General features: G+C 73.0%; 22 protein-coding genes. 5 read left to right on the forward strand and 17 right to left on the reverse strand.

Annotated elements, in window-relative coordinates; genetic code table 11:
• Positions 1-20: 20 nt before the first annotated feature.
• Positions 21-6,125, forward strand: a complete 6,105-nt coding sequence (locus tag SPRI_RS06895) for a hypothetical protein (RefSeq protein WP_053556765.1) — start codon at positions 21-23, stop codon at positions 6,123-6,125.
• Between the two features lie 51 nt (positions 6,126-6,176).
• On the opposite strand, the gene SPRI_RS06900 is transcribed toward SPRI_RS06895, so the two are convergent.
• The 7 genes from SPRI_RS06900 to SPRI_RS06930 form a co-directional block, all read right to left on the reverse strand.
• Complete coding sequence (locus SPRI_RS06900; RefSeq protein WP_005309729.1) at positions 6,177-6,758, reverse strand: hypothetical protein; 582 nt, start codon at positions 6,756-6,758, stop codon at positions 6,177-6,179.
• Positions 6,755-7,921 carry an ROK family glucokinase gene (locus SPRI_RS06905; protein ID WP_005309732.1) on the reverse strand — a complete coding sequence of 389 codons (1,167 nt, stop codon included), beginning with the start codon at positions 7,919-7,921 and terminating at the stop codon, positions 6,755-6,757. Before SPRI_RS06905 ends, SPRI_RS06900 begins: the two co-directional genes overlap by 4 nt.
• 125 nt (positions 7,922-8,046) lie before the next feature.
• Positions 8,047-8,874 (reverse strand): ATP-binding cassette domain-containing protein, encoded by an 828-nt coding sequence (locus tag SPRI_RS06910; protein ID WP_005309735.1) that lies wholly within the window; start codon positions 8,872-8,874, stop codon positions 8,047-8,049.
• A complete protein-coding gene (locus SPRI_RS06915; RefSeq protein WP_005309738.1) occupies positions 8,874-9,935 on the reverse strand; it encodes an ABC transporter permease in 1,062 nt (353 codons plus the stop codon). Before SPRI_RS06915 ends, SPRI_RS06910 begins: the two co-directional genes overlap by 1 nt.
• A complete protein-coding gene (locus tag SPRI_RS06920) occupies positions 9,932-10,945 on the reverse strand; it encodes a sugar ABC transporter substrate-binding protein (RefSeq protein WP_005309740.1) in 1,014 nt (337 codons plus the stop codon). The genes SPRI_RS06915 and SPRI_RS06920 overlap by 4 nt, the downstream gene beginning before the upstream one ends.
• A gap of 151 nt (positions 10,946-11,096) precedes the next feature.
• Positions 11,097-12,095, reverse strand: coding sequence for a sugar ABC transporter substrate-binding protein (locus tag SPRI_RS06925; protein ID WP_005309742.1), 999 nt, complete (start codon positions 12,093-12,095; stop codon positions 11,097-11,099).
• A gap of 131 nt (positions 12,096-12,226) precedes the next feature.
• A complete protein-coding gene (locus tag SPRI_RS06930; RefSeq protein WP_005309745.1) occupies positions 12,227-12,946 on the reverse strand; it encodes a GntR family transcriptional regulator in 720 nt (239 codons plus the stop codon).
• A gap of 156 nt (positions 12,947-13,102) precedes the next feature.
• Here SPRI_RS06930 and SPRI_RS06935 point away from each other — a divergent pair, with 156 nt between their 5' ends.
• Complete coding sequence (locus tag SPRI_RS06935; RefSeq protein WP_005309748.1) at positions 13,103-14,107, forward strand: Gfo/Idh/MocA family protein; 1,005 nt, start codon at positions 13,103-13,105, stop codon at positions 14,105-14,107.
• Between the two features lie 107 nt (positions 14,108-14,214).
• On the opposite strand, the gene SPRI_RS06940 is transcribed toward SPRI_RS06935, so the two are convergent.
• Genes SPRI_RS06940 through SPRI_RS06960 form a run of 5 tightly spaced genes read right to left on the reverse strand, consistent with a single transcriptional unit; the run spans position 14,215 to position 18,662 of the window.
• Positions 14,215-14,634: a PaaI family thioesterase gene (locus tag SPRI_RS06940; RefSeq protein WP_005309749.1), complete on the reverse strand. Its 420-nt coding sequence runs from the start codon at positions 14,632-14,634 to the stop codon at positions 14,215-14,217.
• Positions 14,621-15,535 carry a hypothetical protein gene (locus SPRI_RS06945; protein ID WP_037773331.1) on the reverse strand — a complete coding sequence of 305 codons (915 nt, stop codon included), beginning with the start codon at positions 15,533-15,535 and terminating at the stop codon, positions 14,621-14,623. Before SPRI_RS06945 ends, SPRI_RS06940 begins: the two co-directional genes overlap by 14 nt.
• Positions 15,536-15,543: 8 nt before the next feature.
• The gene (locus SPRI_RS06950; RefSeq protein ID WP_005309755.1) at positions 15,544-16,749 is read right to left on the reverse strand and encodes a cytochrome P450 family protein; all 1,206 of its coding nucleotides are present in this window, start codon (positions 16,747-16,749) and stop codon (positions 15,544-15,546) included.
• A 9-nt stretch (positions 16,750-16,758) separates the two neighbouring features.
• Positions 16,759-17,430 carry a response regulator transcription factor gene (locus SPRI_RS06955; RefSeq protein WP_037773333.1) on the reverse strand — a complete coding sequence of 224 codons (672 nt, stop codon included), beginning with the start codon at positions 17,428-17,430 and terminating at the stop codon, positions 16,759-16,761.
• Positions 17,427-18,662, reverse strand: a complete 1,236-nt coding sequence (locus SPRI_RS06960) for a sensor histidine kinase (RefSeq protein WP_053556766.1) — start codon at positions 18,660-18,662, stop codon at positions 17,427-17,429. The genes SPRI_RS06955 and SPRI_RS06960 overlap by 4 nt, the downstream gene beginning before the upstream one ends.
• A gap of 146 nt (positions 18,663-18,808) precedes the next feature.
• Between SPRI_RS06960 and SPRI_RS06965 the strand changes: the two genes are divergently transcribed.
• Complete coding sequence (locus SPRI_RS06965; RefSeq protein WP_005309763.1) at positions 18,809-19,009, forward strand: hypothetical protein; 201 nt, start codon at positions 18,809-18,811, stop codon at positions 19,007-19,009.
• A gap of 68 nt (positions 19,010-19,077) precedes the next feature.
• Here SPRI_RS06965 and SPRI_RS06970 read toward each other — a convergent pair whose 3' ends face one another.
• The 3 genes from SPRI_RS06970 to SPRI_RS06980 all read right to left on the reverse strand — a co-directional run bounded on the left by SPRI_RS06970 (position 19,078) and on the right by SPRI_RS06980 (position 21,120).
• On the reverse strand, positions 19,078-19,476 hold the full coding sequence (locus SPRI_RS06970; protein WP_005309765.1) for a hypothetical protein: 399 nt from the start codon (positions 19,474-19,476) through the stop codon (positions 19,078-19,080).
• 11 nt (positions 19,477-19,487) lie between these two features.
• On the reverse strand, positions 19,488-20,414 hold the full coding sequence (locus tag SPRI_RS06975) for a DMT family transporter (RefSeq protein WP_005309769.1): 927 nt from the start codon (positions 20,412-20,414) through the stop codon (positions 19,488-19,490).
• Between the two features lie 97 nt (positions 20,415-20,511).
• Positions 20,512-21,120 (reverse strand): dihydrofolate reductase family protein, encoded by a 609-nt coding sequence (locus SPRI_RS06980; RefSeq protein ID WP_037773335.1) that lies wholly within the window; start codon positions 21,118-21,120, stop codon positions 20,512-20,514.
• Positions 21,121-21,304: 184 nt separating this feature from the next.
• Between SPRI_RS06980 and SPRI_RS06985 the strand changes: the two genes are divergently transcribed.
• A complete protein-coding gene (locus tag SPRI_RS06985; RefSeq protein ID WP_037773337.1) occupies positions 21,305-22,036 on the forward strand; it encodes a 3-oxoacyl-ACP reductase family protein in 732 nt (243 codons plus the stop codon).
• Between the two features lie 222 nt (positions 22,037-22,258).
• On the opposite strand, the gene alc is transcribed toward SPRI_RS06985, so the two are convergent.
• On the reverse strand, positions 22,259-23,389 hold the full coding sequence (gene alc / locus SPRI_RS06990; protein WP_005309778.1) for an allantoicase: 1,131 nt from the start codon (positions 23,387-23,389) through the stop codon (positions 22,259-22,261).
• 3 nt (positions 23,390-23,392) lie between these two features.
• Positions 23,393-24,736 (reverse strand): allantoinase AllB, encoded by a 1,344-nt coding sequence (gene allB, locus SPRI_RS06995; protein ID WP_005309780.1) that lies wholly within the window; start codon positions 24,734-24,736, stop codon positions 23,393-23,395.
• Between the two features lie 302 nt (positions 24,737-25,038).
• On the opposite strand from allB, the gene SPRI_RS07000 reads away from it, so the two are divergent.
• The gene (locus SPRI_RS07000; protein WP_053556767.1) at positions 25,039-25,839 is read left to right on the forward strand and encodes an IclR family transcriptional regulator; all 801 of its coding nucleotides are present in this window, start codon (positions 25,039-25,041) and stop codon (positions 25,837-25,839) included.
• Positions 25,840-25,846: the final 7 nt, after the last annotated feature.

A 25,846-nucleotide genomic window follows, 5' to 3' on the forward strand; every position in this document is an offset into this window, starting at 1 on the left:
AGGACAGGAGCACCCCGGACATGACCGACGCGTTCGCCGCCCGCGCGCAGTTGGACCGGGCACGCGCAGAGGCGGACACCGCGCAGGCCCGCGCGGACGAGCAACTGGCCGTGGTGCGGCGGCTCCAGGCCGCCGTCCAGGCCGGCGACGAGCGCGCCACACCCGACATGCTCGCCGCCGCGGAGGCAGCCCAGGCGGAGTCGCAGCGCACGGCCGACCAGCTGAACGGTTCCGTCGGCAGCGCCGCGGAGGAACTGGCGCAGACCCTGGCCGCCGGCGCCGCGCTGTTCCCCGACGACAACACCGCCCCGATCGCGCTCCTGCCGGTGCGGCTGGAGACCATCTGGTGGGAGCCGGGCACGCTTCGGGTGCGCATCTACCCGGACGACATCCTGCTCTCGCAGTTCGACCCGGAGCTCACCCCCGCGGAGGCCGCCGCGGGCACCGAGTACTGGCAGGGTCCGAGCCCCGAAGCCTGGCAGAAGGTGCTCACACTGCTGCGCCCGGCACGCGCCGCCTGGGCGGTCCGCGCCTGCCGCCCCGGCGCCCCGCCGCCCGCGCTGCGTCCCGACGACCCGAACGAACACCGGCGGCGGGTGGTCGCGATGCCCGGGCGCTGGCGTTTCGTCGGGCTGGTCGACGGCCGGGTCGCGGTGGACAAGCTCGGCCGTCCGGTGCCCGACCCGCTGCCGATCAGCATGCTCCGCACCGAAGAGGAGGGCTGGGAAACCGACTGGTTCGAGGCGGTCAAGGCCGGCATGGGTGTCGAGCTGACCTTCACCGACGGCACCGATCACCTGGACGAGCTGCTGGTCGTCGGGGTGCGCGACGACTCGGCGGCGGACGGTGCCGCCCGGTTGCGCGACCTGCTGCACGGCCACAGATTCGGCGGCGGGCTCGGCTTGCTGACGGCCGGTACCCCCACCAACAACACCCCGCGCGCCCGGTCCGGCTGGTCCTCTGCCCCGGCCTACCCCGGGCCGGACCCGGACCCGGAGCCGCCGGCAGGGCAGCCGCAGGTCGCCGACGCGCTGGCCGGCGCGCTCGGCCTGCCGGACGCCGGTTTCCTGCGCGGCTGTTCCGGCGCGAGCGACGCGGAGCCGTCGGCCGTCGCCGCGTTGACCCTGCTCACCTGGCCCACGCTGGGCCAGGGCTTCGCCGAGGCCGCGGTGTCCCAGCTGGACCTGGGCACCCGGGGGGTCCGGGCGTCCGGCCCCGCCGGGCCGTGGCGCGCGGTCCGGGACCATCTCGCCGAGCACGTCCGCAGTCGCGGACCGCTGCCGATGCTGCGGGTCGGCCGCCAGCCGTACGGAGTGCTGCCCGCGACGGCACTGGGCGACTGGCGCGCCCGGCGGGAGAACGACGCGGACGCGCTGCTCGCGCCCTGGCTGCTGCGACTGCGGGAACGCTGGCGCGCGGTGCTGGACACCGAGGAGTCCATCCCCGGCGTGCGGCCCGACCGGCCGGTCGACCAGGTCGCCGTGGACGCGTTGCAGCGGCTGCCGGTGGCAACGGGCCTGGCCATGCGCCGACTGGACGGCCCCGGGTTCGCCGTGCCGAAGACTCCGCGCGACCAGCCTCCCGCCGAGCCGGGCCTGCCCGGCCTGCCTCCTGACGGCGTACTGCGCTGGACCACGGGCTCCGACGGCTGGACCGATCTCGGCTGGGGCCTGGACGAGGCGACCGGTGTCCCGGCGTTCGTGTCCCGGCTCGCCCCGGACCCGGTCGGCTTCCCGGCGCGGGCGTCGGCCACCGCGGACTACCTGGCCGCGGTACGCGCCTTCCTGGCCGGCGAGCTGGACGCCGAGGGCTACGACCGCGCCTGGCCGGTGGAGCTGTCCTCCGGCCGGGAGACCCCGCCTCGGCCCAGCACGTTCTTCGACCTCCCGACCGTCGGCGGCGGCGAGACGCCGGACGAGGGCGGCGGGCCGACCGACGAGGGCGCGCCGCCGCCGGAGGACGGTGCCACGCCACCCGGGGACGAGGCACCGCCGCCCGAGGACAGTGCCACGCCGCCCGGGGAAGGCGCTCCGCCGCCCGAGGACGACGGGGCACCGCCGGAGTCCTCGCCGGAGGAGCCGCCGGATGCCAGTGGGGTCCTCGACGCGCTGCTGTTCCTGCCCAACTGGGCCTTCCTCGACCAGGGTGAGGACGATCCGCTTCGCCAGGCGCTGGCCGCCACCGGCGACGTGGACCAGCTCGTGGCCGACGTGCTGGAGGGGCTGTCCGAGAGCGAGCGCGCGGAAAGGGTCGCTGCCGCCACCCGAGCCACGGCCGCGCTCCCCCGGCTGGAGCAGGCGCTGCGGGCACTCGCCGCCGTACCGACGACCCGCCTGCCCGAGCTGCTGCTGGAGGTCGTCGACGTCCACGCGCACCGGCTGGACGCCTGGATCACCTCACTGGCGTCGCGGCGGCTGGCCGAGCTGCGGGCATCCGGGGCCGGCGGGGTCCGGTACGGCTGCTACGGCTGGGTGGAGGAGCTGCGGCCGGCGGTGCCGAGGGAGCAGGTCGAGATCGAGGTGGACGACGAGGCCACCACGGCCGAGGTCGCCGGGCAGGACGGCTACATCCACGCACCGTCGCTGCAGCACGCGGCAACCGCGGCCGTGCTGCGCTCGGGCTTCCTCGGCCACCCCGGCGAGCAGACCTACGCGGTCGGCCTCACCTCCCGTCGCGCCCGGATCGCCCGCCTCCTGCTCGGCGGCGTACGCCAGGGTCAGAACCTGGGCTCCCTGCTGGGTTACCGGTTCGAGCGGGCACTGCACGATGCGCAGCTGGACCACCTCGTCGAACGGTTCCGGCGACAGTTCCCGCTCCCGGTCGTGCCCGACCCCGAAGGGGAGGAGGCCGACGCGCGGTTGTGGGCGCGCAGCGCGGAGGCCGTCTCCGCGCGCAATGTCGTCGACGGGATGGCCCTGGTGCGTGCGGGTGCCGGCGCGGCCGATCTGTCCAGTGTCATCGACGGCGCGCCGGTGGTGCCGCAGGCCGACCGGGGAGCGGTGGAACCGCTGCTGCACGACCTCGCCGACGCGCTGGACGCGGTGGGCGACCTGGTGCTGGCCGAGAGCGTCCACCAGCTGGTCGGAGGGAACCCGATCCGTGCGGGGCTGACCGCCGACACCCTGGGCCGCGGCGAGGACGTGCCGGACACGTTCCAGGTGCTGCGCACACCGCGCCGGGCCCGCGCAGTGACCCAACGAGTGGCCGCGGTCCTGCCGTCCGTACCGGCCGGGCCGACCGGTTGGCCGGCCGACCCGGTCGCCGCGCTGCAGCCGGCGGTGGAGGCGTGGGTCGCGCACCTGCTCGGACCGGCGGCGGGCTGGAGTCTGGCCGGCGTGCTGGGCGGGCCCGGGGCGGACCCGGGCGGCGGCCAGGAGCGCGGGCCCGACGAACAGGGCGGCGGCCTGGCGTTCGACATCACCGCCGACCGGCTCGGGCTGGGCGCGCTGAGCACGGTGCTGGAAGCGGGCGGCGGCGAGCAACCCCGGCTGCGCCGCGCGGTCCTGGACGCCCAGGGCGCGGCGCCGGACACCCCGGTCACCTTCACCGGCCTGGGCTGGACCGGTCTGCGCGGCAGGGCGGTCCGGATCCGTTCCCTGCTGGCCACCGCACAGCCGCTGCTGCCGGCGCACCTGTCGGAGAGCCCCGGCGGGCAGCCGGTCGAGATCACCGATCTGCAGCGTCGGCTGGCGCAGTTCGCGGCCGACCCGCTGGTCGCCGCGCACCCCGGCGCGGCGGCGCTCGCCGCCCTTGCCTCCGAGCCGGCCGGACCGGGCGGGGCCGACAGTTGGCTGTCCCGGGCACGGACGGCGCTCGCAGAGGTGCTGGGTGCGGACGTGCCGCTGCTGCCCGCGCTCGGCCGAGCGGCGCCGGCCGGCCGGCCCGAGGTGCCCGGCGCCGACGTGGAGGACTGGCTCCGGCGCAACGCGGCGGTGCGGCCGGTGGTCCGGGCCCTGCACGAGACGCTGATGCTGGCCGGGGCCCGGGCCGGACGGGTCGAACGGCTGCGCGCGGCACAGGATCCGCCCGGCGAGGCGGACCTCTGGATCGGCGGCACCTTCCCTGCCGGGCGTCGCCCGCGGGCCACCACGCACCTGGTCTGGCACGCCCCGGCCGACGCCGCGCCCGACGCGGCCGTGACCGGTCTGCTGCTCGACGAATGGATCGAGCTGCTGCCCGGTCCGGACGCGTTGCGCCTGCCTGCCGAACCCGCGCCGGCGGCGGGGGCGCCGCCGCAACCACCGGCCGAGACACCGCCGGAGACCGAGCTCACGGGCGTCGCGTTCCACTACGACCGGCCCGACGCCAAGGCCCCGCACAACGTGCTCATCGCCGTCCCCCCGGACCTGGATCGCGGCTGGACCTCCGACGGCCTGGTCCAGGTGCTCCGGGAGACCCTGGAACTGGCCAAGCTGCGGGCCGTCGATCTCGCCGACCTGCCGATGCTGGACGATCTGGTCCCCGCCGTCCGGATCTCCCCGCAGGGCGCGACCGGGCAGGCGCTGTCCAGGATCGAGACCCGCCGGCCGAACACCGACCCGGAGGGGCCGTTCCGTCTGGAGCCCGGGCACCGCACGGGCGACGTCGAATCCGGCCTGGCCGCGCGGGTGCACGACCCGCTCTGGCTGCTCACCCGGCAGTGGCAGTTCGGGGAGTTCGCCGCCCAGGACGCCGGCTCCCCCGCGGTGGTCCGGATGACGGGCGGCAGTGCGCCGGTCGACGCCTGGCGGCCGTCCGGGGCCGTGGACTGGGTGCCCTACGCCCCCCGCCTCGGGCCGCTCGACGTCCAGGTCGAGGACGAGCCGGTCCAGGTCGACGAGCGGCTGCGCGCCGAGGGCGGCGCCGCGCTGCTGCGGATGGCCGACGACGCCGGGGTGCTCACCGCCGCCGTCGCGGCGCTGGCTCCGCATCGGCTGCCGGCCGGCGAGCTGGACACGAGTCTGGTCGGCCTGCTCGAAGGCCGGGTGCCCGACGCGGTGTCGGTGGCGGCAGCGCTGGACGCGGGCACGTTCGCCGGCGGACCGGACCCGAAGCTGGGCGAGGTGGCCGCCCGCTGGCGGCGCTGGTGGGGCGGGCGACTGGCCGAGCGCGGCCTGGACTGCTTCGACCCGCACCGGTTCGAGCACGCCGCCGAGCTGTCCGCCGGCGGCACGGTGCTGCGCGCGGAGGAGTACCAGGGGGACGGCCTGGACTGGTACGCCCTGGACGTGGACCCGGAACCCGAGCACCCGGCCGCGCCGCCGGGACCGCGGCACACGTTCACCGACGAGGGTCTGCCTTCGACGGTGCGCTACGGCGGGCTGCCCGCCGACCGGTTCTGGGAGATGGAGGACGCGCGGGTCGACCTGGGCTCGGTGGACGTGTCCACGCTGGACACCGGCCGGCTGCTGCTGATCTCGTTCGCGACGGTCTACGGCAACGACTGGTTCCTGACGCCGCTGGAGGTACCGACCGGTTCGCTGACGGTGCTGGACCGGCTGCTCGTACGCGACGTGTTCGGCCGCCACCACCTGGTCGGACGAGCCGGCCGGGACGACCCGTCCTGGTCGATGTTCAGCCTGCACAGTCCCGACCCGGACCACCCGGCGGCGTCCGGGCTGCTGGTGCTGCCCACCGAACGCGGTCAGGTGGGCGAGGTGCTCGAGCAGGTGACGCTGTCCCGCGACGAGCTGGCGAACACACTCTGGGCCGTACAGCACCGCTACACGGACGGCCGGGGCGAACTGATCGACCGCCGGGACCGGTGGGCGCGCACGGCGGCGCCCGAGCCGGTCACGGCCGGCGGGCCGCCCGCGTACGGGGTGCAGACCCTGGTGCCGGACAACTGGTTCCCGCTGGTCCCGGAGGAGGTCCGGACCGCGATGATCCGGTTCCGGCTGGTGGGGCTGACCGGTCCCGGCGTCGACTCCCGCCCGGAGGGTCTGCTCATCACCCCCGGGCTGTGGGTGTACGAGGAGGAGGTGCCGCGCGACGGGGTGATCGTGACACGCCGCCCGGTGCTCGCCCGCTGGTCCGACGGCTCCTGGCACAGCTGGGTGCGCAGGCAGAAGGCGCCCGGCACCGGAGAGAGCTCCAGCGGGCTCGCCTTCGACACCGTCCGACCCACCGAACCGTGGCCCTCATGAGGAGCCGAGGGCGCTCGCCGGAGGCGGGCCGCCGGACAGCCCGGCGGGCTCCTACGGGTTGGCCGTGGAGACGACGTACACCCAGGGGCGGTCCGGTTCGGTCAGGTCGACCGTGATGTCCTTGCTCGGCCGCGGGTCCTTCTGGGTGTGGACGGTGCCGGCCCAGGCACGGCCCTTCAGCTTGAAGTTCCAGCCGACCACGGCGGAGTCCCGGTCGCTGATGGTGACCTTGCCGTTCTCGAGGGCGGCGCGGCTCGTCCCGGCGCCCTTCAGGAAGGTGTCGAGGCCCTTCGGCGAGGTGCGGAACTGGACGTACAGCCGGCTGGTCTTCCAGTTGCTGGTCTCGAAGTAGGAGACCCGCGTGGCGCCTTCGGGGACCGGCACCTCGAAGATGCGGCGCTTCATGATCGAGGGCCAGAAGTCGCGCAGGCCCTGGGCGGCGGACTCCGCCTCCTTGTCACGGCCGCTGGCGCGGCTCTGCCCGGCGGAGATCGCGAGGTAGCCGGCCGGGATGCCGATGAGCAGCACGATGACGATCGCGGTGATCCAGCGGCGCACGATCATGTGGCGCCGGCCCTCGGGGGTCGGCGGGGTCGGCTGCGGCGTGGGCTGGCGGGTGGTCAGCGTTGTCATGACGGCGGTTCCTGGGTGGGGCGTACAGAGCTCGGGTTGCGCAGGGCCTGGGCGTAGCGCTCGTAGCGTTCGTGGCGTTCCACACGGCGGCGGTTGGTCCGGCGGAAGCGCCGGGCCACCAGCCGGGCGAGGTCGGCCGCGCCGACCATACCCGCTTCGGGGCCGAGCTGGGCCTTGGCGATCCGGGCCTCCGGGCGGTAGCCGCGGCCGGTCAGATGACGGCGGAACGCGTCCCTCGCGGGGCCGATCAGCAGGTCGTCGGCGGCGCTGACGCCGCCGCCGATGACGAAGCACGACGGGTCGAGGGCGGCGGCGAGGTTGGCGATGCCGACACCGAGCCACTGCCCGATGTCCTGGAACAGCTCGACGCACATCGCGTCGCCCTCGCGGGCCAGCTCGGTGATGAGCGGCCCGGTGATGTCGCCGACGTTGCCGCCGACCCGGTCGATGATGCTGTAGGCGACCGGCGAGTCGGCGGCGGCCAGCTCGCGGGCCTCACGGACCAGGGCGTTGCCGGAGCTGTACTGCTCCCAGCAGCCGCGGTTGCCGCACGGGCAGCGGTGGCCGCCGGGCACGACCTGCATATGGCCGAACTCGCCGGCGACGCCGAACTTGCCGCGCTTGACCTGTCCGTCCTCGAGGATCGCCCCGCCGATGCCGGTGCCGAGCGTGATCATGACGATGTGGTCCTCGCCACGCCCGGCCCCGAAGCGCCACTCCGCCCAGGCGGCGGTGTTGGCGTCGTTGTCGACCAGTACGGGGACGGCGAGGCGGGCGGTCAGGGCGTCGCGCAGGGGCTCGTTCCGCCAGGCGAGGTGAGGTGCGAAGAGCACCTTGGAACGGTCCGCGTCGACCCAGCCGGCCGCGCCGATGCCCACGGCGTGCACATCGTGCCGGTCGGAGAGGTCGAGCACCAGCTCGCAGATGGTGTCCTCGACGACCTTGGGGCTCTTGGACTTGTCGGGGGTCTCGGTGCGGATCTTCTCGAGGATGATCCCGTCGGCGTCGACGACGCCGGCCATCACCTTGGTGCCGCCGATGTCGATGCCGACCGTGGGTACGCGGGGCGCGGTGAGGTGCGAGCGCCGCTCGCGCGTGCCGACCGTCTTGAGGACGGTGGCGCGTGCGGTGCCTCTGTTCGTGAAGTCGCGGTACGTACTCAAGTCGTCCCTGCGGGGTCGTGGTGGCCGGTCGGGGCCCGGGGCGGGTCGGTCCAGGAGGTCCGGGCGGGCGGTGGCCCGCCTCCTCGATGCTAGTCGGCGTACGGGCCCGTCCCCGAACCCGCGCGTCAGTCGGTGGGCCGCTCCTTGCCGGAGGGATGGCCGCCGAGGTGGGTGGGCGCCGGGGCGCGCTCCAGCTCGTGGCGGAGGTCCTCCAGCTCGCTGCCGCCCGCCATCTGCCGGGTGAGTTCGTCGAGTGTGACGGTCTGCTTGGTGTGGCTCGCCGACATGACACCGCGCTTGAGAAGCACGAATCGGTCGCCGACCAGATAGGCGTGGTGGGGGTTGTGGGTGATGAGCACCACGCCCAGACCCGCGTCGCGGGCCGCGGCCACATACTTCAGCACCACGCCGGACTGCTTCACACCCAGCGCCGCCGTCGGCTCGTCCAGCACCAGCACCTTGGCGCCGAAGTAGACGGCTCGGGCGATGGCCACGCACTGCCGCTCGCCGCCGGACAGCGTCCCGATGGGCTGGTCGACGTCACGCAGGTCGATACCCATCCGCAGCAGCTCGGCGCGGGTGGTCCGCCGCATCGTCTCCACGTCGAGGCGCTTGAAGGGGCCCTTGCCGCGGGTCGGCTCGGAGCCGAGGAAGAAGTTGCGCCAGACCGGCATCAGCGGGACGACCGCCAGATCCTGGTAGACGGTGGCGATCCCCCGGTCCAGCGCCTCGCGGGGGCTCGCGAGGGAGGTCTCCTCGCCCTCGATGCGCAGGGTGCCGGTGTCGTGCCTGTGCAGTCCCGCGATGATCTTGATCAGGGTCGACTTGCCGGCGCCGTTGTCACCGAGGACGCAGGTGATCTCACCGGCGTGGCACTCGAGGGAGACGCCTTCGAGGGCCCGGATGTTGCCGTAGTACTTGCTGACGTCGTCGAGCTCCACAAGGGCACTCATCAGGTCGTCGCCTCCGCACGCTTGCGTACCCATGCGTTGAGCAGGGTGGCCAGGAGGAGCATCGCTCCGAGGAAGAACTTGAACCAGTCCGGGTTCCACTCCGCGTAGACGATGCCCTTGCTGGTCATGCCGAAGATCAGCGCTCCGACGGCCGAGCCGATCGCCGAGCCGTAGCCGCCGGTGATCAGACAGCCGCCGATGACCGCGGCGATGATGTACGTCAGCTCGTTGCCGACGCCCTCGCCGGACTGCACCACGTCGAACGAGAACAGCAGGTGCTGGCCGGAGACCCAGGCGGCGAAGGCCACCCCCATGTACAGAAGGATCTTGGTCCGCTTGACCGGGACGCCCACCGCGCGGGCCGCGTCGGCGCCGCCGCCCACCGCGAAGATCCAGTTGCCGAATCGGGTCCGGAGCAGGATCCAGGTGGCCAGCGCGATCAGCACGATCCACCAGACGATGGTCGCCTTGACCGTGGTGTCGCCCACCGTGAACTCGCCGAAGACGCTCTTGGCGGACGGGAAGCCCTCCATGTCGCCGATGGACTTGGTCGAGACCGTGCCGCTGATGAGTTTGGTGAGGCCGAGGTTGAGGCCCGTCAGCATCAGGAACGTGCCGAGCGTGATGATGAAGCTGGGGAGCTTCGTGCGGGTGAGCATCAGGCCGTTGAAGGCGCCGAGCCCGAGGGTGACCAGCAGGGAGACCAGGGCCCCGACCCAGACGTTGGCGGTCATCTGGTAGCTGAACATCGAGGAGATCAGCGCGGAGCTGGTCACCATGACACCGGCGGAGAGGTCGAACTCCCCGCCGATCATCAGCAGCGCGACCGGCACGGCCATGATGCCGAGGGTCGAGGCCGCGTACAGCACGGTGGCGAGGCTGGACGTCCGCAGGAAGGCGTCCGCGACGACGGAGAAGAAGACGAAGACGGCCACGGCGCCCACGACCGAGCCCAGCTCGGGGCGGCCCATCAGCTTGCGCAGCGGTGATGTGCGCAGCAGCCGCTCGTCCGCCTTGTCCGGCGCCTTGTCGGGTGTGGCCGGTGGTGCGCTCGTGCTCATCGGGTCCCCCGCTCCGTGAATTCCTCGAGTTCGGCGGCGTCCTTCTCGGTGATGATCTGGGGTCCGGTCAGGACGGGCCGCCCTCCGCCGAGGACGTCGGCGTTGTACTTGTAGAGCCACAGCAGGTCCACCGCCTGGTAGCCCTGGAGGTAGGGCTGCTGGTCGACCGCGAAGCCGAGCGTGCCCTCCTGAAGCGCCTTCGCCACCTTGGGATTGAGGTCGAAGGTGTCGATCTCGGCCTTGGACCCGGCGGTCTTCCTGGCCTGGACGGCGGCGTCCGCGAAGGGCGCGCCGAGGGTGACGACGGAGTCGATGGACCGGTCGGCCTGGAGCTTCGCCTCGATGGAGGCCTGGACGTCGGGCATGTTGGTGCCGTCGACGTACAGGTTCTGCATGTCGCCGCCGAAGGTCTTCTTCGCGCCCGCGCAGCGCTGCTCGTGGCCCACGTTGCCCTGCTCGTGCAGGACGCACAGGGCCTTCTTCTTGCCGCGCGCGTCCAGCTCGTCGCCGACGGCCTCGCCGGCGATCGTCTCGTCCTGGCCGATGTGGGTGAGGGCTCCGTACGCCTTGGACTGCTTGGAGCCCGAGTTCACCGTGATCACGGGGATGCCGGCCTTGCGGGCCTTGGCGACGACGGCCTTCATCGCGTCGGGCTTGGCGAGCGTGACGATCAGCGCGTCGACCTCCTTGGAGATGTAGGAGTCGACGAGCTGCGCCTGCTGCTGTCCCTCGTCGCTGTGGGCGTAGAGGAAGTTGATGTTGTCCTTGGCGGCCGCCTGCTCGGCACCGCTCTGGACGATGTCCCAGAACGTGTCGCCGTCGCCCGAGTGGGTGACCATCGCGAACGTCCAGCGCGGCGTGTTCACCGCGGCCTTCCCGGCCGCGGCCTGGGCCTTGCGGGCGTCCTCCGCCCGCTTGCCGCCGGTGCTGCTGCATCCCGCGAGGGACACTCCGAGTACCGCCGCCAGCACCGCGCCGAGCGCGCGTACCCCTGTCCTTGCCCTTGCCACGACGTGGTGCCCTTCTTGCCGTACTCGCTGTCCTGCCTGCTGCGGCCGGCCCCGGGACGGACCCGGCCGGCCGCCCAAGTATCGGTCATCGCTGGTCGCGGGGTCGGCAGCGGGGGCGGACAGGCGGCTGCGGCGGCCGCATCGAGCGCGTTCACCGCGTGCCGTCGGCCGTGAGCTTCTCGAGGGCGGGGACGTCCTTCTCCGTGACCAGGGCGGGGCCGGTGAGGATCGGCTTGCCGCCGCCGATCACATTGCCGTTGACCTTGTTGAGCCACAGCTCGTCGACCGCGAGATAGCCCTGGAGGTAGGGCTGCTGGTCGACCGCGAAGGCGATCTCCTTGGCCTTGAGGCGGGCGACGACCTCCGCGTTGAGGTCGAAGGTGCTGATCTCCGCCGCGGATCCGGCGCCCTGCTTGGCCTTCACCGACGCGGCGGCGAACGGCGCGCCGAGGGTGACGACGGCGTCGATGTCCTTGGCGCTCTGGAGCTTCGCCTCGATCGAGGAGGTGGTGGCGGGCATGTTGGTGCCCTCGACGTTGAGGTTCTCCACGGTGCCGTCGAAGGTCTTCTTCACGCCGGCGCAGCGGGCCTCGAGGGAGACGTTGCCCTGTTCGTGGATGACGCAGAGCGCCTTCTTCTTCCCCTGGGCGTCGAGCTCGTCTCCGACGGCCTCGCCGGCCACCGACTCGTCCTGGCCGATGTGGCTGAGCGCGCCGAGCCCGTCGGAGAACTCCGCTCCGGAGTTGATCGTGACGACGGGGATGCCCGCCGCCACGGCCTTCTTCACCACGTCGCTCATCGCCTCCGGCTTGGCGAGGGTGACGATGATCCCGTCGACCTTCTGGTCGATGTACGTCTGGACCAGCTGGGCCTGCTCCTTGCCCTCCGGGTTCGCCGCGTAGAGGAAGTCCACGTTGTCCTTGCGGGCGGCGACCTTGGCGCCGCTCTGGACGATGTCCCAGAAGGTGTCGCCCTGACCGGAGTGCGTCACCATGGCGATCTTCATCCGGGGGGTCTTGGCGGCCTCGCCGCCGGCGCCGTCCCCCGACGGCTTCTCGTCGGCCTCCTTGCCACCGGAACTGCTGCATCCGGCGACGACGACCAGGGCACATGCGGCGAGCAGGGCTGCTGCCGTGCGGGGGCTACGCATGGTGGGTCCGCCTTCTCTCCCGGCCGCCCGGTTGCGGCTGGGTGAGTTTCTACGGCGGTGCCGCGACCCCGTCAAGACTTTGTCCGAACATTCTTACGCGAGCGCTCGGCCCGTAGCCGGACGAGGGCTGTCTACGGCCGTACCAGGAGCTGGAACTCGAAGGCGTAGCGCGAGGCGCGGTAGACGTGGGAGCCGAACTCGACGGGCCGGCCCGTGTCGTCGAAGGTGGCGCGTTCCATCGTCAGCAGCGGCGCTCCGGCGGGCTCGCCGAGCAGTTCCGCCTCCTGTTCCGTCGCCGCGCGGGCGCCGACCGACTGGCGGGCGCTGTGCAGGGTGATGCCCGCGGCACGCATCATCCGGTAGAGGCCGGTGGACTCCAGCCGTTCGGTGTCGCACTCCAGCAGGCCAGCCGGCAGATGGTTGCGCAGCCGGGCCATCGGCTCGCCGTGGGCGTAGCGCAGCCGCTCGATCAGCCGCACGTCGCTCCCCTCCGGGACGCCGAGGGCGGCCGCGACCACGGCGCCCGCGGGCTCGATCTCGTTGGTGAGCACGACGGTCGCGGGTCGCTGACCGGCCGCCTCGAGGTCGTCGTAGAGGCTGCTGAGCTCCAGCGGGCGCCTGACCTGGCTGTGCACGACCTGGGTACCCACGCCTCTGCGGCGCACCAGCAGGCCCTTGTCGACGAGGGACTGGATCGCCTGGCGGACCGTCGGCCGGGACAGCCCGAGCCGGCCCGCGAGCTCTATCTCGTTGCCGAGCAGACTGCCCGGGGTGAGCGCACCCCTCTCGATGGCTGATTCCAGCTGCTGCGAAAGCTGGAAATAGAGCGGGACCGGGCTGGTCCGGTCCACGCTCAGCTGGAGCGAGCGCGACGGTCCCGTCTCGTGTCTGGGCTGCTTGGGCACGTGAGGGAGCGTAGTCGCACGCCATGTTGACGGGAAGTCGTGAGGTTCGATTGTCAGGACAAAGTCTTGACAGCGCGGTGGCCCCACCTCCACCTTTGGGCCATGCGCATCGGACTCATCGGGACGGGACGTATCGGCAGCTTTCACGCGGGGGTGCTCAGCCGCCACCGTGAGGTGGGTTCCCTGGTCGTGGCGGACACCGACGCCGTCCGGGCGGCGGAGGTGGCGGACCGCTGCGGTGCCACCGCGGCGCCCAGCAGCAACGAGATCTTCACGTGGGGCGTGGACGCGGTGGTGATCGCCTCCGCGACCGCCGCGCACGCCGAACTGATCGCCCGCGCCGCACGGGCGGGCATCCCGGCGTTCTGCGAGAAGCCGATCGCCCTTGACCTGCCGGGCACCCTGGGGGCGCTGCGGGCGGTCGAGGAGGCGGGAACCGAGCTTCAGCTGGGCTTCATGCGGCGCTTCGACGCCGGCTACACGGCGGCACGCGAGCTGGTGCGCTCCGGCCGCCTCGGCCGGCTGCACACCGTACGGGCCATCACCTCCGATCCCGCGCCGCCGCCCGCGGCCTACCTGCCGCTGTCGGGCGGCCTCTACCGGGACTGTCTGGTCCACGACTTCGACATCCTGCGGTGGGTGACGGGCCGCGAGGTCACCGAGGTGTACGCGACCGGCTCGGACGCGGGCCACCCGATGTTCAAGGAGGTGGGCGACATCGACACGGCGGCGGCGCTGCTCACACTCGACGACGGGACGCTGGCCACGGCGACCGCCACCCGCTGCAACGGCGCCGGCTACGACGTGCGGATGGAGCTGGCCGGAGAGCTCGACCAGGTCGCCGTCGGCCTCGACGACCGCACGCCGATCAGCTCCACCGAGCCGCACGGCCTGCCGCCCGTCGACAAGCCGTGGCCGGGTTTCCTCGAGCGGTTCGCCCCGGCGTACGAGGCGGAGCTCGACGCGTTCGTGCGTCTGGTGGCGGGCGAGGCACAGAACCCGTGCGACGGCCGGGAGGCGCTGACGGCGCTGCGGATCGCGGAGGCCTGCGAACTGTCACGCCGGGAGCACCGGCCGGTCCGGCTGGCGGAGATCCCGGCGGACTGACCCGGCCGGTCGGTCGCCTGGCCTCCTGCGCGGGCACCGCCGCGGCGGCCGGTCACCTGGCCTCCTGCGGGCACCGAGGCGGCCTGCCGGTCGACCGGCATCTGCTGTCAGGAGGCCCCCGCGGACAGGACGGTGCCCTGCGCGACGGCGCAGAGGGTTTCCTGTCCGTCCGCGCCGACGGTGAACAGGTCGCAGCGGACGACCGCCTGCCGTCGCCCGCTGTGCACGACGGCGGCACGGGCGAGAAGCGTGCGCCCGACGGCGGGCCGCACGTACTGCACGGAGAAGCCGCCGGTCAGCACCGCCGGTCCCAGGGTGGTCCCGGCGGCGAAGGTGATCGAGTTGTCGGCGGCGTACGCGAGGACACCGCCGTGCAGATACCCGTTCTGCTGGTGCAGTTCCTCCCGGACGTCCACCTCGAGCACGGCCTCCCCGTCGCCGAACGCGGTGAGCCGCGCCCCCAGCAGTCTGCTGAACGGCTGGCTGTCGAGCGCCTTGCGCGCGGTGTCGAGATCAAGTCCGGTCATGTGCGCACTCCATGGAAGTCGGGTCGAGAGCGTCGAGCACGGAGCGGAGCGCGGTCCGCGCCTCGCTCTCCGTGCCGTCGGCCGGCCGCAGTTCGTCGAGCCGTTCGGTCCAGGCCCGGACTCCGGCGGCCGGGTCGGGCGCGGCGAAGGCGAGCGCACCGGCGCTCGCCTCCCGCTGCCGCTCGTGGGCGTCGTACCAGCAGGTCCAGCCCCAGCCGGGCCAGCCGGGCAGCCGGCCGGCGGCAGCCGCCCCGCCGAGGAAGTTGCCGCGGGTCCAGGCGGCGACACGACGGGCGGGCACGTCGATGTGCACCCCGCCGTAGGGGATGTGGGACAGCCTGGACACGCGGGTGGCGGGCAGCAGTCGGCGGACGACGCCGGGGCCGTGTGCGAGCACGTCGGCCACGTTCTCCCCCGTGACCGCGTGCGCCTGCCGACCGTCCCGGTAGGTCACCGTGACGGCGATGGTGAAGTCCGGCTCGTCGGGGAGGGCGGCGTGCAGCGGGCCGCCGGGCCGGGCGCCGAGTTCCGAGCGCACGGACTCCGGTTCCTCGCCCACGTGGGCGAAGACGTCCTCCAGCCCGTCGTACGCCCAGCGGACGTCCCAGCCCGGCCAGGTCCGAGCGAGGACGGCGAACAGCGTCAGTCGCTCCGCGTGCGTCTCCAGGTGCCAGGTGAACAGCAGCAGGAGGCGCCTGTCGTGGTCCACGACCGCGGCGGCCTCGCAATCGACGTCGTACATCCAGTTGCCGGGGTCCACGGGCTCCAGGCCGGCGACGAAGCGGCCGAACTGTTCGGGCCCTTCCGCCACATCGACGGCGAGGCGCCGCCCGCCCCAGCGGAAGTAGTGCTGCTGCCAGGCCCCGTCCCTGACCACCACATAGCGTGCCCGCTCGGCCACGGGTCGCCCTACCAGCGCACCGGCAGCCGGCGGACACCGCGCATGAGGAGGCCCGGGAGCCATTCGTACGTGTCCGCGGGGGTGTCCAGGGCGAGGTCCGGGCAGCGCTCCAGGAGGGAGCGGACGGCGATCCGTGCCTCCAGACGGGCCAGCGGCGCGCCGAGGCAGAAGTGGATGCCGTGCCCGAAGGCGAGATGGCCGCGGGTGTCCCGGCGGATGTCGAAGCGGTCGGGGGCCTCGTAGCGGGCCGGGTCGCGGTCGGCGGCCGCCAGGCCGACCAGCACCATTTCGCCCTGCGGAACGACCTGGTCCCCGACCGGTACGGGCGCGGCGCTGAAGCGGACGGTGGTGGTCTCCACGGGTCCGTCGTAGCGGAGCATCTCCTCGACGGCGCCGTCGAGGAGCGAGAAGTCGGCTCGCAGCGCGGCGAGTTGGTCGGGGTGGGTGAGCAGGGCGCGCACACCGTTGGAGATCAGGTTGACGGTCGTCTCGTGGCCGGCGACGAGCAGGAGGTAGGCGAGGGCGCGCAGTTCGGCCGTGGAGAGCCGGTCGTCCTCCGCGGCGCCGCCGTCCGCCTCCGCGGGGAGCGGGAGGGAGCGGACGAGGGCGGAGAGCAGATCGTCCGTGGGTGCGGTGCTGCGCTTGTCCTCGATGAGTTCGTCGAGGTAGGCCGCGAGCTGCCGGACGGCGTCCTCTCCCGCTTCCTGGGAGGTCGGGGCGACCACCTCGTTCGACCACGTGCGGAAGGCGTCGCGGTCGGCGGCGGGGATGCCCAGGAGTTCGCAGATCACGATGATCGGCAGCGGGAAGGCCAGCGCGTCGACGAGGTCGGCCCGGCCGGCCGGCAGCATCGCGTCCAGGAGATCGTCCGTGATCCGCTGGACGCGGGGCCGCAGCGCCTCGGCCCGGCGAGGGGTGAACTCACGGCTGACCAGCTTGCGCAGCCGGGTGTGATCGGGCGGGTCGAGCACGAGCAGATTGGGGCCGATGACCTGCTCGTCGAGCATCGTCACGCCTATGGTGGCCGGCGACTTCGACAGTCGCGGGTCGGAAAGCGCCGCCCGTGCCTCCTCGTGGCCGACGATCAGCCAGAACTCCCCGCCGTCGGCGCCGCGCACGCGGTGCACGGGGCCCGACTCCCGCAGTCGCGCGTAGTACGGATACGGGTTCGCGGTGAAGTCGGGCCCGTACTGGTCCAGATCAACGATGGTCACCGGATCACCCTACGTGGACGGCTCGTCGTCGAGGAGGCCCGCGTCGTGCGCCAACAGCGCGATCTGGACACGGTTGTTGAGGTCCAGTTTGGCCAGGATGCGGGACACGTGCGTCTTGACGGTGGCGACGCTCATGTACAGCGCCGCGGCGATCTCCGCGTTGGAACTGCCGCGGCCGACGGCGAGCGCCACCTCCCTCTCGCGGCCGGCGAGCGGTTCGAGACGCCGCAGCGCGGCCGCCCTGCGGGTGTCGGCGCCGCTGCCCGCCACATGCGTCATCAGCTGCCGGGTGACCGCCGGGGAGAGCACCGGATCGCCGGCGGCGACCCTGCGCACCGCGGCGACGATCTCCGCGGGCGGCGTGTCCTTCAGCACGAACCCCGACGCGCCCGCCCGCATGGCACGCAGCACCTGCTCGTCGGCGTGGAACGTGGTCAGCACCACGACCTCCGGCGCGTGGGGCCGCCGGCGCAGCCGCTCCGTCGCGGCGAGGCCGTCCATGACCGGCATCCGGATGTCCATCAGGACCACGTCGGGCCCGAGCCGTTCGACGAGTTCCGCCACCTCGGAGCCGTCCGCCCCCTCCCCCACGATCTCGATGTCGCCGGCCCCGCCCAGCATGAGGGCGAGGCCTGCCCGTACGAGCGGGTCGTCGTCCACGACGATCAGCCGGATGGTCATACGGACCACGGTAGCCAGGCCCGTACCCGGAATCCGCCGTCGCCCCGCACACCGTGCTCCAGCCGCCCGCCCGCGAGGGTGGCCCGTTCGGTCAGACCGATCAGGCCCTGGCCGGAGCCGGGCACCTTCGGCACCTCGCCGGCCGGGGCCTCGTTGTCGACCCGCACGGTGATCCCCTCCCCCGGGCCCCCGCTCAGGGAGAGGGTGACGTCGGTGCCCGGGGCGTGCTTGCGGGCGTTGGTCAGCCCTTCCTGGGCGATGCGGTAGGCGGTGCGGCCGGTGGCGGCGGGCACGCCGTCGGGGTCGGTGACGGTGTTGTCGAGCGTGACCCTCATACCGGCCTCCCGGGACTCGCCGACCAGCGCCCCGAGGGTCGCGAGTGTGGGCTGCGGCCGGGCGGGGCCGTCGCCGCCACCGTCATCGGGGGCACGCAGCACGCCGATGATCTGGCGCAGGTCCTGGAGCGCCTCGTGGGCGCTGTCGCGGATCACGCCGGCGGCCCTGCCGACCTCCGCCGGGGGCGCGTCGGGACGGAACTCGAGCGCTCCGGCGTGCACGCTCAGCAGCGTGAGCCGGTGCGCGAGCACGTCGTGCATCTCGCGGGCGATGGCCTCGCGGGCGAGCCGCTGCGCCTGCTCCGCCCGCAGGGCGGCCTCCGCCTCGGCACGCCTGGCGCGTTCGCGCAGGGCCAGGACCAGTTGACGGCGGGCGCGCACCAGCATGCCCCAGCCGACCATCAGCAGGACCAGCACCACCCCGGCGACCGTGGAGATGAGGAAGGAGGCGCTCGGGTCCGGCCGTACGAGGGCCTGTACGGCGCCGGAGACCATCGCCAGCACCCCGATGACGGCGACGGGCCGGAACGGACGGTGCACGGCGAGGCTGAACAGTCCGAGCATCAGCGCGCCGCCGGCCGCCGGGGCGACGGCGGAGACGGCGACCAGGGACGCGGCGAGCGCGACGGGCGCCCGTCGGCGGACCCACAGGGCGCAGCAGGCGACGGCGCCCAGCAGCTGATCGGCGAGGACCACGGCTTCGGAGTTCCCCGCCTGGGCGCTGGCGTCGCTGGCCAGCGCGCCGATCAGGGCGGCAGCCAGGAAGACGAAGGTGTCGACGACCCAGTCGCGGACCGTGCGCCGGGGCCTCGTCCTGCCCTGCCTGCCCGGCAGGTCGGGGTCGGGCGGGTCGGCCATGACGGAGGGCAGCAGCCATGGGTATTCGGCGCGGGTCATGTCGGCAAAGCTACGAGGCCCGTGGCCCGGATGTGCTTCTCCGGGCCGAGGAAGCGACCGAAGTCGCCGGACCGGATACTTTCGTCGGCCGTGATCGGTGCCGAAGCCGGACGCGCGCGGGCGCCCCGCCGCGCGAGGCTGCGGGCATGAAGAAGATTCTCGAGGTCGGCGGATTCCTGCTGTTCGTGTGGGGCGCGGCGGGTGTGGCCCACGAGCTCACGGGCTGGTTCAGATTCTGGGGGGTCGTGCGGCGTCTGAGCTTCCTCGACGGCCACGAGCTCTACGCGAGCATCGTGCTGGCGGTGCTGGGCGGGGTGATGATGGTGGCGTCGGACCGGTTCCGCTGAGGTGACCGGGTGACCGCGGCCTCGGACCGGCTCCCGGGCCTGCCGGACAACGCCCGGCGCCGCTCCCGTCAGGCGTTGTCCTTCGCCGGCCGCTCCGCCTCCATGAGCCGGAAGACCTCCGCCGCGTGCTCGCTCAGGCGGTTGCCGACGCTGCCGCTGGTGTAGAGCGCGGTGCCGACGACCGCCACGGGCACCGACAGGCCGAGAACGCCGAGGAGTTCGGGCCAGTCCCGCTCCGACTCGCAGGTCATGTCCTCCCCGCCCTCGTTGGCCGTGCCCCACTCGGTCAGCAGCCGGGACTGGCACTCCTTGCCCTCGCCGTACGTGCCGTCCAGGGTGTACGGCAGGAGCAGCAGCACGCCGAACCACACCCACAGCAGCGACGCCACGGACAGCAGGGCGAAGCCCCAGGTCTGCGTCCGCTTGGCGCGGGCGCGGAAGGCCAGGTCGTACTGAAGCGATCGCATGGTCGTCGAAACTAGCAGTCGGCCCTGTCCGCGGCGCGGCGCCCCCAGGTGGTCCCCGCGAGCACGAGTGCCGCCCCCACCAGGCCGACCGTGCCGATGTGTTCGCCGCCGATCGCGATGCCCGCGGCGGCGGCCCACAGCGGCTCGGTGCCGAGCAGCAGGCTGACGCGGGACGGCGAACTGCGGCGTACCGCCCACATCTGCACGAAGAACGCGAACAGGGTGCAGGACACGGACAGGAACACCAGCCCGGCCCATTCGCGTGGCCCGAAGCCGACGGCCACCGCCCACGGTGACGCGCCGCTGCCCGGCAGGACGGCCAGCACGGCGAACACGGCCACCGCGGCGCCGAGTTGGACGGTCGTCAGGGAGAGTGAGTCGGCGCCGCGGACCGCCTTGATCCTGGCCATCGCGAGCACATGGACGGTGCGGACCACGGCGGCCAGCAGCATCAGCAGGTCGCCGGCGGAGGGGGTGGTGAAGCCCGCCCCCTGGGTCAGCAGCACCACGCCGGTGACCGAGACGGCGGCCGCGGCGAGGAAGGACGACGGGGGCCGACGCCTGGTCACCGCCGCCTCCGCGAGCGGCGTGAAGATCATGGTGAGGCTGATGATGAGGCCGGCGTTGGTGGCCGAGGTGTGGACCACGCCGTAGGTCTCGAGCAGGAAGACGGCGCTGAGGATCAGCCCGAGCAGTCCGGCCCCCCGCCACTGCGCCGCGGTCAGCGACCGCAGCCTGCGCCGTCCCGCCACGGCGAGCGCCGGCAGTACCAGCGCGAACCGCAGGACGAGGACGGCCACGACGGTGTGCGTGGTGGTGATGCCCTTGGCCGCGAGATAGCTGGCGCCCCAGACCACGGCGACGAGCAGCACCGGCAGGTCGGTGAGCCAGGCCCGGCGGGGGGCGAGTGCGGGCGCGGGTACGGCGATCGACGACACCTGGTCTCCAGCGGACACGACGGGGTGGAGACTTCAGCGGCTCGCACACGGGAGCGATCACCGTACCGGGACGACCGCGTGGGTGCTACATGTTTCGTCAGTAGCTGCCGTACTCCGGACGGCCGGCGAGCTCGTAGGTGTGGATCGCCGCCCCGGCGCCGGTGGTCCGCGCCTCGATGTGCTTGAACGCCGTGGGCGTCGCGCCCTCCGGGAAGAGACGCATGCCCTTGCCGAGCACCACGGGGAAGACGACCAGGTGGAGCTTGTCGACGAGGTCGTGCGCCATCAGGGTCTGGGCGAGCTTGCCGCTGCCGTGCATCTGGAGTTCCCCGTCGGTGCGCTCCTTGAGCGTGGTGACCTCCTTGACGAGGTCGCCGCCGATGATGGTGGTGTTCTCCCAGTCGGCCGACTTCAGGGTGGTCGAGACGACGTACTTGGGCAGGGAGTTGAGCTTCGTGGCGACCGGGTCGGCGGGGTCGGTCTGCTTGGGCCAGTAGCTCGCGAAGATCTCGTAGGTGCGGCGGCCGAGCAGAAAGGCGCCGACCCGCCCGAAGACCTCGTTGATGAACCGCCCGAAGTCCTCGTCCCCGTACGGCACGGACCAGCCCCCGAGGTCGAACCCGCCGGTGGTGTCCTCCTCGGGCCCGCCGGGGGCCTGGTAGACGCCGTCGAGGGTGAGGAACTGGGTGAGGGAGAGCTTTGCCATGGTTCTTTCGCCTTTCACCGCGTTTCAACGCGTCTTAACGGGTTTCGATGAGTCTCACAGCTCTGACCGCGCGGGGTCCCGGAACTCATCGGCGTGCCGAGCGCGATGTCCGATCGCCGCCAGCGCCGGGCGGCCGGACACGGTGTGCTTGAAGCCGCAACCACTTGACGATGTTGGAGGCTCGATGAACGGCAAGGTGGCTCTGGTGACCGGCGGCAGCCGCGGGATCGGCGCGGCAACCGCACTGCGGCTGGCCCGCGGCGGCGCGGACGTCGCGATCACCTACGTGGCGGGGAAGGAGGCCGCGGAGGAGGTCGTGCGGCGGATCGAGGAGACGGGCCGGCGCGGGGTGGCCCTGCGCGCGGACTCGGCCGACGCCACGGAGGCGGCGGACGCCGTCGACCGCACCGTGGAGGCCCTGGGCGGGCTCGACATCCTCGTCAACAACGTGGGCGTGGGCCTGCTCGGGCCGTTGGAGAGCATCACGCCGGCCGATGTGGACCGGGTGCTGGCGGTGAACGTGCGGGGGGTGTACCTCACGTCCCGGGCGGCCGCCGCGCGCATGGGCAGCGGCTCGCGGATCGTCACGATCGGCACCTGTATGACCCAGCGGGTGCCGGGCCCCGGCGGCACCCTGTACGCGATGAGCAAGTCGGCGCTGATCGGCCTCACGAAGGCGCTGGCCAGGGAGTTGGGCGGGCGGGGCATCACGGCGAACATCGTCCACCCCGGTCCGGTCGACACCGACATGAACCCGGCGGACGGCCCGTACGCGGACCCGCAGAAGGCGGACACGGCGCTCGGCCGCTTCGGCCGGCCGGAGGAGATCGCGTCGATGGTCGCCTATCTGGCGAGCGGCGAGGGCGCGTACATCACCGGTGCCGAGTTCTCCGTGGACGGCGGGCACGCCGCCTGACGCATGCGCGCGGGGCGCACCGTTGCTGTCGGCCGGTGCGCCCCGCGGGGCAGGGAGGGTGTCGTACCTCCCCGTTCAGTGACGGCTGCGAGCCTCCCGGGCTCCCGGCGCACATCTGCCCGCCGGGCCGAGACGGTGAGACCGCCGGCCGTCGAGGTGATGGTGACGAGTCGTCATCCGGGGCCGGGCAGAGTCCCGGCCCCGGGCCGCGGTCGCGGACCGTCAGCCGCCGAGCTCCTGGTGACGGGCCGTCAGCCGGGCCGCGCCCTGCTCGGTCAGGGAGCCGAAGAGCCGCAGGCGGGAGATGCCGCCGTCGGGGTAGATGTCGATCCGCACATGGGTGCCCACCGCCGGGGCGTCGAGCACGAACCGGTGGTTGGTGTCGGGCTGCATCCGGGTACGCGGCAGGACCTCGCGCCACTCGCCCTCCGCGCCGTCCCGTACGGACAGCGCCGCCCAGCCCGCGCTGTTGCCCTTCAGGTACGCGGTGTCGATCTCGACCGCCCGGATCTCCGCCTGTCCGACCATCTGGTAGCGGATCCAGTCGTTGCCCTTGTCGCGGCGCCGGCGGGTCTCCCAGCCGTCGTCCATCTTGCGGGAGCGGCCGGGCTGGATGGTGTTGGTGGCCGGGGAGTAGAAGCGGTCGGAGGCGTCCTCGACCTGGCCGCCGTTCTCGAGCGCGACGAGGTCGAAGGTGCCGAGCGCGCCGAGCCAGGCGGGGTCGGGCACGACCTCGCCGTGGACGCGCAGGCGGGCGATGCCGCCGTCGGGGTGCTGGTTGACGCGCAGGTGCGTGAAGCGCTGCTCGACGTCGACGGCGAAGCCGTTGGCGGCGTGGCCGCCGACGGCGGTGCGCGGGACGAGCGTCGTCCACTTCACGTCGTCACCGAGGAGCTCCGCGGGGGAGGGCGAACCGGCGACCGAGGTGCCCTCGATCGACACGGCCTGCGGGTAGTTGCCACGGAAGTGCGCGGTGTCGACGACGATGCCGCGTACGACGCCGGGGGCGCCGAGGCGTACCAGCGCCCAGTCGTGGTCGTCGTCCGCGGGGTGGGGCTGCTCGGCGGAGACGCCGCGGCGGCGGCGGGTCTCCCAGCCGTCCATGATCTTGCCCTTGTGGCCGAAGTGCTCGGGGTCGAACTCGGCGGGTTCCGGCTTCAGCAGGTTCTCGCGCTCGGCGAAGAACTCGTCGCCCGCGGCGACGACGCCCGCGCCGAGGCGGCGGTCGGCGAGGTCGGCGAGGTGCGCGAAGGGAAACCCGGAGGGGCCGGGGGTGCGGTAGTCGGCGTACGGGTCGCCGCCGCCGTACGGGCTGGCGTCACCGGTGAAGGAGGGGATGGAGGATGCAGACACGGTTCAGTTGTTCCTTTCGAGCAGCCGGCCCGTCGGCTCGGCCAGGTTGCCGTTCTCCACGATCCGCCTGCCGCGCAGCCACGTCGATCTGACGACCCCGTACAGCGTCCTGCCCGCGTAGGCGGTCACCTGGTTGCGGTGGTGCAGTTCGGCGGGGTCGACGGTGAAGGTCGCGTCGGGGGCGAGGACCGCGAAGTCGGCGTCGCGGCCGGCCTCGATGGCGCCCTTGGCGCCGAGGCCCGCCAGGTCGGCGGGGGCCTTCGCCATCCAGCGGACGACGTCGTCGAGGGTGTGGCCGCGCTTGCGGGCCTCGGTCCAGATCGCGGGCAGGCCCAGCTGGAGCGAGGAGATGCCGCCCCAGGCGGATGCGAAGTCCGGGGTCTTGAGGTCGGTGGTGCAGGGAGAGTGGTCGGAGACGATGCAGTCGATCGTGCCGTCGGCGAGGCCCTGCCAGAGCGCGTCCTGGTTGGCGGCCTCCCGGATCGGCGGGCAGCACTTGAACTCGGTCGCCCCGTCCGGGACCTCTTCCGCGGTGAGGGTGAGGAAGTGGGGGCACGACTCGACGGTGATCGAGACGCCCTCCCGACGGGCCTCCGCGATCAGCGGCAGCGCGTCGCTGGAGGACAGGTGCAGGACGTGGACGCGGGCGCCGAGCCGCTTGGCGTGCGAGATCAGGTTCCCGATCGCGGTGTTCTCGGCGTCCCGGGGGCGGGAGGCGAGGAAGTCTGCGTACCGGGGCCCACTGCGCTGCGGCGCGGAGGCGAGGTGGTGCGGGTCCTCGGCGTGCACGATCAGCAGGCCGCCGAAGCCGGAGATCTCGGCCATGGAGCGGGCGAGCTGCTCCTGGTCGAGTTCGGGGAACTCCTCGACGCCGGACGGCGACAGGAAGCACTTGAAGCCGAAGACGCCCGCGTCGTGCAGCGGCCGCAGGTCCTTGACGTTGGAGGGGATCGCGCCGCCCCAGAAGCCGACGTCGATGTGGGCCTTGGGGCGGGCCACGTCGCGCTTGACGGCGAGGTGCTCGACGGTGGTGGTGGGCGGCAGGGAGTTGAGCGGCATGTCGAGCAGGGTGGTGATGCCGCCGGCGGCGGCCGCGCGGGTGGCGGTCCAGAAGCCCTCCCACTCGGTGCGGCCGGGGTCGTTCACATGCACGTGGGTGTCGACGAGGCCGGGGAGGACGACGTCGTCGCCGAAGTCCTCGAGCCGGGCCCCGGCCGGCACGCCGGCGTCGTACGGACCCACCGCGGCGATCCGCCCGCCGGCGACGGAGACCGTCGCGGCGCGCGTCCCCTCGGGGGTGATCACACGCGTCGAGCGCAGCACCAGGTCCACTTCCACGTCGGACACCCGCTCCCCTCACTTCCACTGCTCAGCGAAAATTCAACGAACTGTTGAAGGAGTCTTCCCCTCTCGTCGATACCCGTCAAGACCCGCCCGGGTCGGAAGATCACGCTTGTACGTTTCCACAAAGTGGAAGTACAATTCCATTGCGACGTGGTCACTTCAGCCAGGAGTCCGGCCCACGCATCACCGCAGACAAGGGACAAACACGCCCTGACCGGCCACGACGCGACTCTGCGGGCGATGTGCCCCGGACCCGCGCCCGGTAGGCTGCAGCCTTGCCCTGCCTGCCCGAAAGGACCGCCGACGTGCCGACGTCCAGCGCCAGCGCCACCGACGCAGCCAAGCCCGCCGCCAGCGGCGGCGTGCAGTCCCTTGAGCGCGCCTTCGACCTGCTCGAACGAATGGCCGACGCCGGTGGCGAGGTCGGCCTCAGCGAGCTCTCCGCGAGCAGCGGTCTGCCGCTGCCCACGATCCACCGTCTGATGCGCACGCTGGTCGCCTGCGGCTACGTACGCCAGCAGCCCAACCGCCGCTACGCGCTCGGCCCCCGGCTGATCCGACTCGGCGAGTCCGCCTCCCGCCTCCTCGGCACCTGGGCCCGCCCCTACCTCGCCCGCCTCGTCGAGGAGACCGGCGAGACGGCGAACATGGCGCTGCTCGACGGCGACGAGATCGTCTACGTGGCGCAGGTGCCCTCGAAGCACTCCATGCGCATGTTCACCGAGGTGGGCCGCCGGGTGCTGCCGCACTCCACCGGTGTCGGCAAGGCGCTGCTCGCGCACACCCCCGCGGAGGAGGTGCGGGCGCTGCTGGCCAGGACCGGCATGCCCGCCGCGACCGAGAAGACGATCACCACGCCGGAGGGCTTCCTCGAGGCGCTCGAACAGGTCCGCCGCGCCGGCTACGCGGTCGACGACAACGAGCAGGAGATAGGGGTCCGCTGCCTCGCGGTCTCCGTGCCCGACTCCCCCACCGCCGCGGCCGTCTCGATCTCCGGTCCGGCGGGCCGGGTGACGGAGGCGGCGACGGAGAAGATCGTGCCCATCCTCCAGGAGGTCGCGCTCGACCTGTCCGCGGCGCTGGCCAACACCAACGCGCAGAGCTGACGACGGC

It is taken from the genome of Streptomyces pristinaespiralis (genome assembly GCF_001278075.1).
GTDB classification, from domain to species: Bacteria; Actinomycetota; Actinomycetes; order Streptomycetales; family Streptomycetaceae; genus Streptomyces; species Streptomyces pristinaespiralis.